Source organism: Chitinophaga sp. YR573 (assembly GCF_900110995.1).
Classification (GTDB): domain Bacteria; phylum Bacteroidota; class Bacteroidia; order Chitinophagales; family Chitinophagaceae; genus Chitinophaga.
The window spans coordinates 718,467-734,730 of record NZ_FOJF01000002.1; the positions used below are offsets into that span (position 1 = coordinate 718,467).

Sequence of the window (16,264 nt, forward strand, 5' to 3'; positions counted from 1 at the left end):
ATAAAATAATCATCGAATGGGTGAAAAAATGGTTAACCTGACCGTTTAATATCCCTTATAGCTTAAAAGAGGTTAATATCAGCCTATAATTGATTACTATCAGTTAGGCCCGCTGATTATGTTTGAAATATTTTTGACAAAAAATTATTCTATGAGTATCGAATGGAAAGGGATATTTCCTGCATTTACCACTAAGTTTACATCGGCCGATGAACTGGATCTGCCACTGTTCGGAAAAAACCTGAAAGTGCAGCTGGATGCTGGAATTGATGGGATCATTCTGGGTGGTTCGCTGGGTGAGGCCAGTGTCCTCACCAACACCGAAAAAGAAAAGCTCACCAGGTTTGCAGTAGAACAGGCGGCCGGTAAAGTGCCTGTTGTAATGAATATAGCTGAAGGTGCTACCCGCGATGCGGTACAACTGGCTGCAGACGCGGCCAAATGGGGTGCAAAAGGGCTGATGTTATTACCTCCTATGCGTTATAAGAGTGATGAACGCGAAACCATTGCGTACTTTAAAGCAGTGGCTACGTCTACAGATCTTCCCATCATGATTTATAATAATCCTGTTGATTATAAAATTGAAGTAACCCTGGAGATATTCGACCAGCTGCAGGAATTTGCTAATATCCAGGCCGTAAAAGAATCTACAAGAGATGTATCGAATGTTACACGCATGATCAACCGTTTTGGCGACAGGTATAAAATCCTTTGTGGGGTGGATACCTTAGCTATGGAAGAATTAATTTTAGGCGCTGTAGGTTGGGTAGGCGGACTGGTATGTGCTTTCCCTGCTGAAACAGTGGCTATTTACCGCCTGGTAAAAGCGGGTAAAATAGCAGAAGCCCTGAAAATTTATCGCTGGTTCCTGCCGTTATTAGAACTGGACCTTCACGCTAAACTGGTACAGTACATTAAACTGGCAGAACAACAGGCCGGCTTAGGTAGTGAACTGGTAAGAGCTCCGCGTTTAGCTTTAGTAGGAGAAGAAAGAGAAAGGATCTTAAAGGTGATAAATACCTCTATCGCTAACAGACCTGCTCTTCCGGATTACCTCTCATTATAAAATAAGTTACATGCAGATAGATACAATTATGCAGCAATCTGCACAGGCATTTGATACGTACAAACAGGTTAAACCCGCTGAAAGAGCAACTTTCCTGGAAACAATTGCAGCAGAGATAGAAAAGCAAAGAGAGATTTTAGTAGAGACAGCAGGAAAAGAAACCAACTTACCTGCTGCCCGTCTGAACGGAGAGATTACCCGTACCACCAATCAGTTAAAACTGTTCGCAGAACTGATAAAAGAAGGGAGTTGGGTAGATGCTGTGATAGATACTGCCAGACCAGATAACACACCACCCCGGCCAGACATCCGCCGCATGCTGCTGCCTGTTGGGCCAGTGGTTGTTTTCGGCGCCAGTAACTTCCCCTTTGCCTTTTCAACCGCAGGGGGAGATACGGCCAGCGTTCTTGCTGCCGGTGCTACCGTTGTTATCAAAGGTCATCCGGCACACCCACGTACCTCTTTACTGGTGTTTACCGCTATGCAAAAGGCCATCGCTGCTGCCGGCATGCCGGAACATACCGTACAGCATGTGGCTGATGTGGCATTAGGCAAAGATCTGGTGTTACATCCGCTTACTACCGGTGTAGGCTTTACCGGCTCTTTACAGGGTGGTAAGGCGCTGATGGGCTATGCAACTGAAAGGGAATCTCCCATCCCTGTATTTGCAGAGATGAGCAGCATTAACCCGGTGGTATTCTTCCCGGATGCCCTGCAAACCCAGGCTCCTCAGTTAGCACAAACATTTGCTGCTTCTATTACACTGGGAATAGGACAGTTCTGTACCAATCCCGGATTGCTCATCGCTATCCAGAGTGAAGCGCTGGAAAACTTCCTGCAACTGCTGGGCACTGCAATTGCAGCCAGCACACCACAGAAGATGTTACACAGCGGTATTCAGCAGGCTTATGTGAAAGGACGTGCTGATATGCTGGCTCAGGTAACATTAGTGAGTGAAACAGCTGCCCCGGCAGCGGATGAAGCATGGCCGGCACTGGGACGTGTTACCGGCGCCGAGTTCCTGAAAAATCACTCTTTGAAAGAGGAGCTTTTCGGGCCTTATTCCCTGGTAGTTACCTGTAAGGATAAAGCAGAGCTGATTGCGGTATTAAAAAGCCTGAAAGGACAACTGACTACTACTGTTGTAGGTACTGAAACAGATACCACACAATGGCAGGATATTATAGCCCTGCAAGCTACACTGGCAGGCCGTATTATTTTAAACCAACCACCTACCGGAGTGGAAGTATGCGCTGCAATGGTGCATGGCGGGCCTTTCCCGGCAACATCAGACCAGCGCTTTACTTCTGTAGGCACCAGCGCTATTAAACGCTGGGTACGCCCGGTATGCTTTCAGAACTTCCCCGATCACCTGTTACCGGATGCACTGAAGAAGGATAATCCGCAGGGGATATGGAGAACAGTGGATAATCAGCTGACTAAGTAATATGGGTGCAGGGCTTCGCCCTGCAAAAACCTTCAACTGAGTCACTACAGCACAATGAAAAACTTTTTTGTTGAGTTAGATAAGTATCTTATCTAACTCAACAGATAATTAAGCCCACATAACTTATGTCAGACCAACCAAAATCTTTCCGGCGCTCATTCGGATTGCTGGACGCAACGATGATCGTCGCCGGCTCAATGATAGGATCAGGCATCTTCCTCGTAAGTGCAGACATCACACGTAACGTGGGTTCTGCGGGTTGGTTAGTCCTGATCTGGATCATCACAGGGGTACTCACTCTCACGGCTGCACTCAGCTACGGCGAATTGAGCGGGATGTTCCCTCACGCCGGCGGACAATACGTTTACCTGAAAGAAGCGTTCAACCGCCTCACAGGATTCTTATTCGGCTGGAGCTTCTTCACCGTTATTCAGGCGGGTTCTATCGCTGCGGTAGGGGTTGCTTTCGCTAAATTCTCCTCCTATCTCTTCCCTGTATTAAGTGAGAAGAATATCTTACTGGACCTTGGCCTGATACAGATTTCCGCTGCACAGGTCACGTCTATCTTACTCATTGTATTACTCACCTTCATCAATACATTAGGTGTAAAAGAAGGAAAGCTGATCCAAACCTGCTTCACCTTAGCAAAGATCGCTGCCTTATTAGCATTGATCGTATTCGGTTTATTCGCTGCTGATAAATCTATCTGGGATGCCAACTGGCAAACAGGATTTAGACTGCAAAAGATGAGCCCTACAGACCTGGTGCCATACGCCGGATTGTCTGTATTAGGGGCTATCGCCGGAAGTATGGTGGGCAGTTTGTTTAGCAGTGATTCCTGGAATAACGTCACCTTCATCGCGGGTGAGATCAAGAACCCGGAACGTAATATCGGTCGTAGTTTGTTCCTGGGTACTTTACTGGTTACAGTGATTTATGTGGCTACTAATTTAGTGTACATCAGTATCCTACCGATGAATGGTATCGCCTTCGCTGAGAACGACAGGGTAGGAGTAGCTGCTGCTATCCGCATCTTCGGCCCTAATGGTACTTATATCATTGCAGGGTTATTAATGGTCTCTACTTTCGGATGCAATAACGGACTGATTTTATCTGGTGCAAGGGTATGTTATACTATGGCACAGGATGGTCTGTTCTTTAAAAAATTAGGTGAGTTAAATAAGAACGATGTTCCCGGCAAAGCCTTATGGATTCAGTGTATCTGGGCTTCTATATTATGCCTTAGCGGTAAGTATAACCAGTTGCTGGATTATGTGATCTTTGTAGTACTGATATTCTATGTCCTCACTATTGCCGGTATCTTCAGGTTAAGACGCACACGTCCTGATTTACCTCGCCCTTACAAGGCATTCGGTTATCCTTTTTTACCTTTATTATACATCATTGCTGCTATCGTTATCTGCCTGGCATTATTAGTATACAAACCTTTATATACATGGCCTGGATTAGGTATCGTGTTATTGGGGATACCTGTATATTATTTTGTTTGGGGAGAGAAGAAATAAATGAGAAGATATAAAAAAGATGCGCTGATAACCAGCGCATCTTTTTTATATTCTATTTAATATCTGCTTACTGTTGTCCTGCAAAAGTTCCATCTTCCACATCCGGCGTATCATCCGCACTCTCTTTATGCAGATGCACATTATTCAACTCCTCAAACGTATTTCCATCCTCATAAGCTACCGCTACAAACACAGATAACGTCTGCCTTGCAGGCCCTTTAAACGAACCTTTCACCGGACTGCAATCCCTGAAATGCCTGCCTACAGACAACTTCACATGTTTGTTAGTCACCCACACATTATTGGTAGGGTCGATGCCTGCCCAGCCATAACCGGGAATATACACTTCCACCCACGCATGCGTCGCACCTTCTCCGCGCATACCATCCTTATTCGGACAAATATACCCGCTCACATAACGGCAGGGGATATGGCAGGAACGCAGAATATGCAGCATCAGGTGTGCAAAATCCTGGCATACACCTGCGCGGTGTAACAGGATCTCATCTACCGTTGTCTCTATGTTCGTAATCCCCTTAATGTATTTAAAATGCTTAAAGATATATTCACTGCAATGTTCCGTAACAGCTGCAATACTTTTTCCTGGCTGAGAAATAATGGTTAGTATATTATCTACCGCGCCCTGTGTATTGATCATATCCGGCCTGGCCAGTTCCAGCATTTTCAGCTGACTGTCCATCTCTTGTTTCAACTCTTCAAACCCGGTGTGAAAGTTGATCTGCAACTGGGTAGGAGCAATCGTACGCACCAGTAGTTTACTTTCTATCGTCAGTGCTTTATGCGGAGAAAGAATATTAAAATCCCCCGTTTTATTACCCCAGTAATCAGTAAAAGTCTGCACATCGGGATGACCTGTAATCAACAGATCATGTTGCAGGATTTCCTGTTCAGGACACTGATAAGGATATATTTTGATCGCATTTACGCTTTCCTTTACCGGTCTGTCGTACTCGTATTTGGTAATATGATGTATTCTGAAAATGGGCATATGGAAACTGCTTATGCGTAAGAGAAAAATTTCTGACTTAATAAAGTGGTAAAATACAGCAGATCATTCCGGAGATCTTCCAGGTACTGCTGCAGATTATCATTATTCAATACATCCAGGTCTGTGTTCTTTACCTTGCTGAATAAACGGCCAAAACAACGCATCAGCGCCGCCATATCTTCAGAGGAGTTCTTACGTGTCACATCCTGTAAATGGCGGTCTATACGGCCCAGTGAATATACCACAGAATGAGGGAAATCCTCATTAAAGGATACCTGGTGCAGTACATCATGATTATATAAAGAAGAGCGGTACGTCTTTAAGTGCAGCTCATAACCAGATAAGGACATCAGTAAATGACGCCATAACATGATGTCTTTTATTTCATCCATCCTGTAGTTAATACGCTGATACTGTTTGTTAGTGAGTACGATCGTCTCCAGACAACGCTCTATGTATTTGCCAAGGTTCATGAAACCCCAGCCAATACCACGCGCCATGGTGATATCGGTAATGCCGGTGTAGAGTACGCTGTGACGGGTAAATAAATCGAGTATATCCGCCGCTTCATAGTTAGACAGGCGTTTATCCAATGAAGGCTGATGAATAAGGTGATAAAATGAATTCACCTCTTCCCATACTTCTTTGGTAATATAATCCTGTATACCACGCGCATTTTCCCTGGCCTTGGTGATGATCACCTTCAGCGAGTTATGATTCGTATTATCGGTAAGCAGTTTTTTAAGTGCATCGCCGGTATTAAGAGCTATCGCGTCCATCTCGGCATCCGTGCAACTGGTAAAAGTTTCCAGTACCGGTTTCCATGTCAGCGGACCGTTAACGTCTTTATCAAGAGAAAGAATATAATGTGTGGAAGTTACTCTTAGTAATCCTTCTGCCCGTTCCATATACCGGGCCAGCCAGAAAAGTGAATCAGCAATCCTACTTAGCATGAAAAATTCATTTGGTTGATCAATCTATTACCCAGGTGTCTTTGCTGCCACCACCCTGTGAAGAATTAACAATAAGAGAATCCTTGCGCAGTGCCACACGGGTGAGCCCACCCGGTACGATCTGCACACCCTGCGGCCCGCAAAGGGCATAAGGGCGAAGGTCCACATGTCTTGCCTGGAAGGTGCCATCTATAAAACAAGGTACGGTAGATAATTTAATGATAGGCTGGGCAATGAAACTGCGGGGATCTGCTTCAATCGCTACTTTCGCTTTCTCCCAGTCTTCCGCATTTACTTTATTACCCATGATCATTCCGTATCCGCCCGACTGATTCGTTTGTTTTATCACCATCTTCTCAATATTATCAAACACGTATTTTCTTACAGAAGCATCGTGTAACTCGTACGTGGGTACGTTGGGAAGAATAGGTTCTTCATTCAGGTAATATTTGATCATTGCAGGGACATAGGCATATACTGCCTTGTCATCTGCCACCCCGTTACCCATGGCATTGATGATCGCTACATTCCCTTTACGGTAAGCGTTCATTAGTCCGGGTACACCCAAAGCGCTATCCGGGCGGAACAACAAAGGGTCCAGGAACTCATCATCGATACGACGGTAAATCACATGCACCTGTTCCAGTCCGTCCGTTGTTTTCATATATACTTTATGATGGTCCACTACCAGGTCGCGTCCTTCTACCAGGGTAATACCCATCTGACGTGCCAGGAAAGTATGTTCATAATAAGCGGAGTTATAAATACCCGGGGTCAGTAACACCACGGTAGGGTTGGACAACTGAGTAGGCGCCATCTGCAATAAGATCTCATGCAACAGCAGGGGATAGTTGCTGACCCTTCTCACGTGATTGGCGGCCAGCAGTTCCGGGAAAATGCGTTTGGTCACCTCGCGGTTTTCCAGCATATAACTTACGCCCGAAGGGGTACGCAGGTTATCTTCCAGTACATAAAACAGCCCGTCTTCCCCGCGGATGAGGTCAATACCGGAGATATGTACATAAATATCGTGTGGTACTTTAATGCCAAATACCTCCCTGGTATAGTGGGGACAGGAAGCCACCAGAGACGCAGGGACCACCTTATCTTTCAATATCTGCTGATCATTATAGATATCCTTCAGGAACATGTTAAGGGCCTTCAGGCGTTGCTTGATGCCCAGTTCAATATGTTCCCATTCTTTGCCGGTAATAATACGGGGGATAATGTCGAAAGGGAAGATGCGTTCAATACCGGCATCATCGCTGTACACAGTGAAGGTGATACCCTGGTTCATGAACAACTCTCCTGCAAGGCGGTCTTTTTGCTGAAGGGCAGATACATCAAACTGTTCCAGCGAAGAAAATACTTTGCTGTAATGGTCCCTGATCTGTTGCTTGTCGTACATTTCATCCCAAATATCGGCCGCACTGTTATACTGATCTAATAATTTAAGCCTGTCCATAAGCTTCTTTTTTGAATGAATTAGGGAATGATTTTAGCAACATGGACAATTTAATGTTTTAATGGGATAAAGTAAAGATTTCTGATAGAAATCGTGTTAAAATACCACAAACCTACATCAAATTATATACATCTATTATATTTTAATATTTTAAGGTAGGTTAAAATACAGTCCAAACCCGTCAATATCTGTCACTCGTTGCGCATACTATTCCCCTAATTTTAGAATAAGTGAAACCCGACCCTGTATTCTGATATCTCAAAATAAACCTTAAAAAAGCACATTCATGAAAACATGTTTACAGCTATTGTTATGCCTGTTAATAACGGGCAGCGTTGCCGCGCAAAAGACAGTTTACATTCCGGCAGAATTTTCCACGGCCCCTTTAAACACCTGGTCTTACAGCAAATCTTACCAGTCGGCCAACTTCATTGTCTTCTGGGGAAATGTAGTAGGTACGAACCCCGCAACCTATTCAGATCCCAACCTGGCATTTAACCCGCAGTCGATTTGTGATACCCTGGAAAAGATCTACACCAAATACATTAAGGAGATAAAATTCTGTTCTGATACTTCCACCAAGAACCTGGGTAAGTATAAGATCATTATTGTGATGAATGATACCTGGGGTACAAACGGGCCTTCCGGATGGGCCTTTGGTGGCACCTACGGCAATACGATCGGCGCCATGTGGGTACATCCCAATTCAACAAGAGACGGGGGAGTGCTCAGTCATGAGTTAACACACTCCTTACAGGGTATGATCTCCATCCAGGAAAACACTGTAGGCGGTGGTTATATCAACTACGAGCCTTCCGGATTCTTCTGGGAAGCACATGCCAACTATATGCGTACGCAGATGTATCCCCGCTTTGCCGGAGATGACCTGCCCCGCTGGTTCGGTACGGAAATGTTCCACTGGAGTTCCACCCGTCACCACTATGGCACTTTCAAACTGCTCTACACTATCCAGCAGCTGGACGGTATCGGTATGGTAAACCGCCTCTGGAAGGAGTCCCTGGCCAATGAACACCCGTTGATCACTTACCGCCGCCTGAAAGGCTGGACTCAATCCCAGCTCAACGATTTCGCTTATGAATACGCCAAACGGGAACCCACCTACGATTATGCTATCAATGGGTTCGGTGGTATTATGCGGGCAGAAAGGGATCGTCTGAAAACACAGGAGCCACATTATGTATGGCGTATGCATACGGTACTGCAACAGATCAGTGCTACTACGGGAAGGTATGTAGTACCGGATGCTTTCGCTCCGCAGGACTATGGCTACAACATTATTCCTTTGTACACCACCTGCAGCTCCCGTAACGTCACTGTTAAATTCAAAGGGCATACGGAAGTGAATGCTACTGCCGGCTGGCGTTATGGCTTTGTGGCCGAGAATGCAGATGGTACGGTATCCCGTTATGGTGCTTTGAATAGCGCTAATGAAGGGCAGATCAGTTTTCAGATGAACACCAACGAAACGAAGTTGTACCTGGTGGTGATGGGAGCGCCTACTACGCATACTTCTTATGTATGGGAGCCGGGATGGCCTAAGATCAAAAGATATCCTTATGAAATCCGTATTGCCAATGCAGTACCGGAAGGATACCAGAGTACTTACCGGTCTGCTTATAAAACTAACGGTCATGCACATTCCAATGGTGGTGGCTGGGTAGCGAATACAGCAACCGTAGCTTCTACTGCTTATGTTGGCCCTAATGCGATTGTACTGGGTACATCTAATATCTCAGGTACTGCACGCATAGAAGGTACTGCCTGGGTAGAGAATGCTACTGTACAGGGAACGGTGGTAATTAAAGGAAATGCAAGTGTATGGTATGGTTCTTACTCAGGAGCAGCGCAGGTGCTGGACAATGCGGTATTAAGTTATTGCACATTATCCGGTAATGCGATTCTCAAAGGAGATGCGATGGAATGGGGTGTAACTTTCGGTAATAGTGTAGTAGTAGGTGGTGATGCGGAGTTAGGCAGTTGCAGTACGAATGGTACTTATTTACAGGTGCCTCATACGAATAATGGTCGTACAGAATGTGATGGTAAAACAGCTACCGATGCGTCCAATGTGGATGTCAACAGCACTTATACTCAGTTCACAGATACGCAGATGGCCTTCACGGGTAGTGTAGCCTGTACAACTGCTGCATTGGCTGTTGCGCATGAAGAAGCTGTGGTAAATGACATGACGGTATATCCTAATCCTGCTGTGGGTTCATTTAATGTAAGTCTGCCCGCTGGTGAAGGAATACTATTATCACTTTATGACAGTGAAGGGAAGGAAGTGTTGAGAAAGAATGTAACGTCTGTAAGTAATGTAACAATAGATACCGATGGATTTAAACCGGGCGTATTTATATTGAAAGTTACAGGGAAGAATAAAACATTTACGAAGAAGGTGATTATCACTAAATAAAAAGAAGGAGGCTGATCAAACCTGATCAGCCTCCTTTAATACTATATTAACTCAGCATGATATCATTCTGTTATTGACTGATTGTTAATATTGAGTTTACATCAGGAGAGTATGTTTGTACCATAATGGACAAGCTTGCAGACAACCGGCTGATGGAGCTGATAAAGGGAGGAAACAATCACGCATTTACTGCATTGGTAAACAGATACTGGGAAGATCTATACCGGCATGTGCATACCCGACTGCGTCATGAAGAAGATACCAAAGATATTTTGCAGGAGATCTTTATCACTGTATGGAAGAACAGGGAAACTATTACAGTAGATGATAAAGGAATGGGTGCTTATCTCTTTCAGGCTGCCCGTTATTCCGTCATAGATCATTTCAGTAAACCTCATACTATTATCTATAATGAAGAACTGTTACAGGAGTTAGTCTCCGCTTCTGCCCATGAACAACTGGAATTGAAAGAAATCGAACAGCAGGTGATCAAAGCGCTGGACAGCATGCCTGAAAGATTACAGCTCCCTTACCGCCTTAGCCGCTACCAGCATCTCAGTAACAGGGAAATAGCCATCAGGTTATCTCTGTCAGAACAAACTGTTAAGAATAATATCTCCATCACATTACGCTACCTGCGTACACATATAAATGAAGCAGGTTTCCTGGTCGTTGTAGTGTTCATAATTCCTTAACATACTTTATCGGTACTTCTATCCCGCTGCAGGGATATATAGTGCGTATGGACCTGAAGGCTATCTTAAACAAATATATTAATGGCACTGCTACACCGGCAGAAGTTGAACTGGTTGAGAAATGGTATGCTTCCTTCAGAGAAGATGTAATACCACATGAACGGGTAGAAAAAGAACAACTGCGTAAAGAGATTGTGTCCGGTATTATGGAACATCTTCCTCAGAAATCTGATAAAAGATGGTGGAAGGTGGCTGCTGCCGTTGTAGTTCTTGTTACGGGAAGCGCTTTGTTCTTTAAACCCAGGCCTGTAAAGATTACAGCAGTTGCTAAACTGGTAAATACAGCAGCGGGTACCCGCAAAGTAATCACCCTTTCTGATGGTTCTGTGATTCATTTAAATGCATTAACACAGATAACAATTCCGGGGGATTATGGTGTGAAAGACAGGCGTGTACAATTATCAGGAGAAGCATTTTTTGAGATAACACCTGATCCGGCGCATCCTTTCATCGTCAGTAGTGGTACTTTAAATACGACTGTATTAGGTACTTCTTTTAATATAAGGGCTTATAAAGAACAAAAAGAATGGCAGATAACAGTAGCCACAGGAAAGGTAAAAGTAGTACAATCACAACAGGTATTATCAGATTCCCTTACCGCCAGCCGTTGCCTGGCCTACAATTTCAGTACAAAAGAAACAACCATCAGTAATATCCCGGGAGATATGACAGGAGCCTGGCGTAAGAATATCTTTTATTTCAATAACAGTACACTGTCTGAAATAGGAGAAGAACTGCAACGCCAGTATAATATCCAGGTAACTGTTACAGGAAAAAACAGGGGTCATTATAAGATCAGCTTCTCGCAACAGCCACTGGAAAAAGTGTTAAAAGTATTATCAGGATTAACAGGTATTACCTATGCAATACATAACAAAGAAGTAATCATTCACAGTAAAAATTAAAAAGCCAGAAGTGTTTGCGGCACTTCCGGCTGGTTTGCACACTTGTTAGTGTGCAGCGTTTTCAACTTACATTAAAAACATGTCAAAGATGCACAAAATTTTCTCAGGTTACTACAACCTGTTTAAAAAGCTTTTTTCTTTAAAAATGAGAATTACCAGCTTCTTTCTGCTATTTTCTTCCGTTTTGTCTTTTGCCGCCAGCGGCTCGGGACAATCGATGAATGAAGTCAAAGTGAGTCTGCACATCAAAGACAGACCCCTCAAAGAGGTACTGAACCTCGTTGAGCAGCAATCCTCCTTTATTATCGGCTACAACCGGGATAATATCCCCGATAGTAACAGGATCAGTTATTCTGCTGATAATAAATCGGTGGCCAGGGTACTCAATGAATTGTTGTCGGCCTATCCGGTGATGATCAGCCAGGTAAATGAGAAATATATCCTCATCAATAAACTACAGCAACCAGTGATCCTCACCGGTAAAGTGACTGATAAAACCACCGGAGAAGCCTTACCAGGTGTAAGCATCAGCATCAAAGGGACTTCTTCCGGTACTGCTACAAATGTAGAGGGTAAGTTCTCATTACGCCTTCCGCAGGATAGGGAAGAAGGTATACTGGTAGTATATTTCCTGGGATATAAAAGACAGGAAATTCCTGTTAATAAAAACACAACTGCACTGAATATAGCACTGGTGGTAGACCGTATGGGGCTGGATGAAGTAGTGGTAACAGGGCAGGGACTGGACATCAGCAAAAGAAGGTTATCATCCAATGTAGTGAGCATCGGTACCAAAGAACTGGACCAGGCACCTTCAGGCAGGCTGGACCAGATGTTACAGGGTAAACTGCCCAATGCGCAGATACGTCTTACTGGTGGTCAGGCAGGAGCTACTTCCATCATCCGCGCCAGAGGGGTTAACTCCGCTTTCGTCAACTCTACACCTATTATTTATGTAGATGGTGTAAGAATGGATAACCTGAACACCGCTTCCAAACTGGGTGGTGGTAGTACACAGGGTGCTGCTGTAAGTGCGATAGCAGATATTCCAATGGATAATATTGAGAAGATAGAATACATCAATGGTGGTGCTGCTACTACCATGTACGGTTCTGATGCGGCTAATGGGGTGATCCAGATCTTTACTAAAAAAAGCGGTGCCGACAGAACAGATATCACTGTAGAAACACAGATGGGGGTGGAGACTCCTACAGCAGACTTCCTGCACTTTAAACGTACTAAAGACCTGTTATTCCAGAATGGTTTCTACCAGAAACAACACCTGGCACTGAATGGAGGAAAAGATAACTTCGGATATAGTTTCTCCGGGAATTATAGTAACAGTAAGGGTGTACAGATCTTTAACCAGAACAGCAACCGTCGTATCGATTTCAGCAGCGGCTTCCGTGCTGGTTTAGGTAAAAAGGTTGTATACGAAAGCTCTTTCACTTATGTAAACAATAACTACAAACGTAACCGCAATGGTAACCAGGGTGGATACACAGGTTTATGGTTTGCGGAAAGTGGCGCTTCTTCTATTACAGGCCCTAAGTTCAGTCCGATTATAGATACTTTGTCAGATGCTTCTTACGCGAAGATGAAAGCCTATGTATCACAGGCAGAACGATTACAGGATAACAGCATTGCTGTAAACAGGTTCCAGACTTCACAGGTGTTTAAATACACTCCAATGAAGAACCTTGTATTCAAGGCTACCGGTGGTATTGATTACCGTGTGCAGAAGAACCAGGTGATCACCACTAATCAATATCTCTCCTTTACTACCAATACTACTGTAACCGATCAGGGTAGTGTGTCTAATGCCGACCGTAAATACCTGGGTATTACACTGGAACTGAATGGTCAGTATGAAGCAAAGGCAGGCGATTTCTCTTTTGTAACTACTGCTGGCGGACAACTATTCCGTAATGAAGATCAGCAGATCTTATACGTGGGTAGTAATATCAGGGATGGATCACGTATCATCTCTAACGCCGCTACTAAAACCAGCGATGAATATTATTTACAGGTAGTGAACTACGGGATGTACTTACAGGAAAATATCGGGTTCAAAAACAAACTGTTCCTGGATATGGGTCTCAGAGGTGATGGTAATCCTGCCTTTGGTAAAAATATCGGCGTCCAGTATTATCCTAAAGTGGGGATCTCTTATGTACCCAGTGCGGAACCCTGGTTTGATGCAGTGGCTAACGTACTTTCTTCCACTAAGATCCGTGGTGGTTTTGGTGTAGCTGGTAACCTGCCTACTGCTTTCGCTAATCAGCGTACCATTGCTTTCAGCGGATATCAGGGCGGACAGGCAGCTTATTTTGGGCAACCTGGTAATCCAAACCTGAAGCCTGAAAAAACACAGACGGCTGAAGGTGCTATCGATCTTGGTTTCTTACATGACCGTATCCTGTTATCTGCAGGTTATTATCACTCTACGACTAACAACGCATTGTTTTATGTACCTGCTACTCCTTCCAGCGGACAATCACAATCACAGTTATATAACGTGGGTAAGATCCTGAATCGCGGATATGAATTCAACTTCGTGGTTGTGCCTGTGCAGACAAAAAATATCACCCTGCGTGTAAATGCATCTGTTAATACACTGTACAATAAAGTACTGAGTTCCGGTGGTGTAGCGCCGTTTAATATCAATGGGTTTAGTGCACGTACTATCCAGACCGTTGTACAGGAAGGTTATTCCATTGGTTTCCTGAGAGGGAATAAAGGTGTGTTTGGCGCTGATGGTACACTGGCATCTACTACCGCCCAGCAGGACCTTGGTAAAACTATTCCGGACCTGTTTGGTAGTTTCGGTCTCAACTTCCGCTATAAGAATTTCGAACTGTATGCCAATGGTGATTACCAGAAAGGTGCATATGCCAATTCATTCGACAGGCAGTTCCGTTTCAACTACGGAGCAGGTAATGAAGGTATTCCACAGGCAGAAATTGATAAGAACAAACGTACCAACTGGCTCAACTTTACCAATATGTTTACAGAGAAAACCGACTTCCTGAAAGTAAGAACTATCGGTTGCTCCTATACGCTGAAAGGTGCATTGTTAAATAATAAGGTAAAGTCTGTGACGATTGGTTTCATGGCCGTGAACCCATTGAACTTTGTATCATCCAGTTTCGATCCTGAAGCGACTATCAGTGGTGCTGCACAGGGACAGGGAGGTGCTACTACAGGTGGTATTTCTTATGCTACTTATTCCTCTCCGCGTCAATGGCTGGGTTCTTTTAAAATTAACTTCTAATGCTGAAACAATGAAGAAAGTCTTTTTATATAGCATCATCACCGTATTACTCGGTGCCTGTAATGTATTAAATCCGAATATAACAGACGATGTATACGTGGGTAACTCCGGCGCTACTTCCAGTTGGGTAAACGGCTTACGCCGCCAGCTGGCGCTTACTATGAACCAGGTAGTAGTGAGTACCGAACTGGTATCCGATGATTATTACAATAACCGTACTTTAAGCAGTAAAGTATTTGATATTCCGCAGATAGATTATTTTGATCTGGATGTAAACAACCTGCAAATACAGGTGCAGAGCCTGCGTGAAATGGCTGAATATGGATTGAACAAAGTACTACCGGGAGATATCACTACTAAAGCGGCTGATTCCGCAGAAGTATATTTTAGTCTGGCTTTTGCACATATCCTCAGTGGTGAACTGTTTGTAGGTTTACCTGGCAGCAGTGGTGGTGTGGTACTCACTCCAACAGAACACCTCAATCTGGCTATTACCAGTCTGGATAAAGCTATTTCATTGCTCCCCACCAATGATGAGCAAACAGCTTATATCCTGTTGAAAGCACGCGCTTATTATAGTTTAGGAGATGCAGTTAATGCTGCTAAATATGCGGACATTGCAAAGGCTAAAAACACATTACTGCGTCAGGTAAAATATGATGGTATAAATGGGGTGAACAATGATATGCAAACATATCTGTTCTCTTCAACGAATAATGAATTTGCACCATTGCCCCGGCTCGATTTCCTGGACCCTAAGTATTACCATATAGGTTTAGCCAGTGCGGACCAGAAGCCTGTTACCATTGTAAAAGGAGAAGAGGCCTACCTGATCATTGCAGAATCGCAGATAGCTGCCAATACGCTGGATGCGGGCCGTCAGACATTAAAAGACTTACTCACACAGGTGATTGCCCTGCGTCCCGTTGTACAACTGGATGATAGCAAAGAAACCCGTAACGGCGGGAATCGTACCGATTACCCACTGACTGCCGTGAATGTAAAATTCGATGCTTCCGACAGTACCCGCAGTAACTATGTACTGAACAGAAAGGCTGGCACCATCAGTGCTTATACGGTTTCCGGTACGAAAGTAACGGCTGCCGAACTGGATGCTGCTGTTACCCAGGATCAGCTGTTATACCTGCTGTATCGCATGCGTCAGGAGATTTTCATGGCAGAAGGCCGTCGTATGACAGACCTCGGTATTAAGTTTCCTGTATCTCAGACAGAGCAGCTGAATAATAAAAATGTAGAGGATGCGGATATCAAAGCGCAGATCCCTTCTTTTATTCCGCTTGCCCGTGGCATGGATGACTTTACTTATGATGTAGCGAATGGTATTGTTACCATGAAGTACGATATGAATAAAGTGCTGGTAGCTAATAAGCAGGCTAAAGAGATTTTCCCATTTATCAATTAAGAAA

The 16,264-nt window shown here is 44.2% G+C and carries 11 protein-coding genes; 8 read left to right on the forward strand and 3 right to left on the reverse strand.

The window, feature by feature from the left end; genetic code table 11:
* Positions 1-151: 151 nt before the first annotated feature.
* The 3 genes from BMW86_RS22840 to BMW86_RS22850 all read left to right on the forward strand — a co-directional run bounded on the left by BMW86_RS22840 (position 152) and on the right by BMW86_RS22850 (position 4,039).
* Positions 152-1,066, forward strand: coding sequence for a dihydrodipicolinate synthase family protein (locus tag BMW86_RS22840; protein WP_177189364.1), 915 nt, complete (start codon positions 152-154; stop codon positions 1,064-1,066).
* A gap of 10 nt (positions 1,067-1,076) precedes the next feature.
* The gene (locus tag BMW86_RS22845; RefSeq protein WP_089784255.1) at positions 1,077-2,513 is read left to right on the forward strand and encodes an aldehyde dehydrogenase (NADP(+)); all 1,437 of its coding nucleotides are present in this window, start codon (positions 1,077-1,079) and stop codon (positions 2,511-2,513) included.
* Between the two features lie 125 nt (positions 2,514-2,638).
* On the forward strand, positions 2,639-4,039 hold the full coding sequence (locus tag BMW86_RS22850; protein ID WP_089784256.1) for an APC family permease: 1,401 nt from the start codon (positions 2,639-2,641) through the stop codon (positions 4,037-4,039).
* 67 nt (positions 4,040-4,106) lie between these two features.
* On the opposite strand, the gene BMW86_RS22855 is transcribed toward BMW86_RS22850, so the two are convergent.
* The 3 genes from BMW86_RS22855 to BMW86_RS22865 are packed head-to-tail and all read right to left on the reverse strand — an operon-like array spanning position 4,107 to position 7,466.
* Positions 4,107-5,048 (reverse strand): transglutaminase family protein, encoded by a 942-nt coding sequence (locus tag BMW86_RS22855; RefSeq protein ID WP_089784257.1) that lies wholly within the window; start codon positions 5,046-5,048, stop codon positions 4,107-4,109.
* A gap of 11 nt (positions 5,049-5,059) precedes the next feature.
* The gene (locus BMW86_RS22860) at positions 5,060-6,001 is read right to left on the reverse strand and encodes an alpha-E domain-containing protein (RefSeq protein ID WP_089784258.1); all 942 of its coding nucleotides are present in this window, start codon (positions 5,999-6,001) and stop codon (positions 5,060-5,062) included.
* Positions 6,002-6,020: 19 nt separating this feature from the next.
* Positions 6,021-7,466, reverse strand: coding sequence for a circularly permuted type 2 ATP-grasp protein (locus tag BMW86_RS22865; RefSeq protein WP_089784259.1), 1,446 nt, complete (start codon positions 7,464-7,466; stop codon positions 6,021-6,023).
* Positions 7,467-7,752: 286 nt separating this feature from the next.
* Here BMW86_RS22865 and BMW86_RS22870 point away from each other — a divergent pair, with 286 nt between their 5' ends.
* From BMW86_RS22870 to BMW86_RS22890, 5 genes are all read left to right on the forward strand, one after another.
* Complete coding sequence (locus BMW86_RS22870; RefSeq protein ID WP_089784260.1) at positions 7,753-9,903, forward strand: DUF6055 domain-containing protein; 2,151 nt, start codon at positions 7,753-7,755, stop codon at positions 9,901-9,903.
* 125 nt (positions 9,904-10,028) lie between these two features.
* Entirely contained in the window at positions 10,029-10,598 is a 570-nt protein-coding gene (locus BMW86_RS22875; RefSeq protein ID WP_089784261.1) for an RNA polymerase sigma factor, read from the forward strand.
* A gap of 47 nt (positions 10,599-10,645) precedes the next feature.
* On the forward strand, positions 10,646-11,563 hold the full coding sequence (locus BMW86_RS22880; RefSeq protein ID WP_089784262.1) for a FecR family protein: 918 nt from the start codon (positions 10,646-10,648) through the stop codon (positions 11,561-11,563).
* A gap of 88 nt (positions 11,564-11,651) precedes the next feature.
* On the forward strand, positions 11,652-14,837 hold the full coding sequence (locus BMW86_RS22885) for a TonB-dependent receptor domain-containing protein (RefSeq protein ID WP_218149204.1): 3,186 nt from the start codon (positions 11,652-11,654) through the stop codon (positions 14,835-14,837).
* A 10-nt stretch (positions 14,838-14,847) separates the two neighbouring features.
* Complete coding sequence (locus BMW86_RS22890) at positions 14,848-16,260, forward strand: hypothetical protein (protein ID WP_089784263.1); 1,413 nt, start codon at positions 14,848-14,850, stop codon at positions 16,258-16,260.
* Positions 16,261-16,264 lie beyond the last annotated feature (4 nt).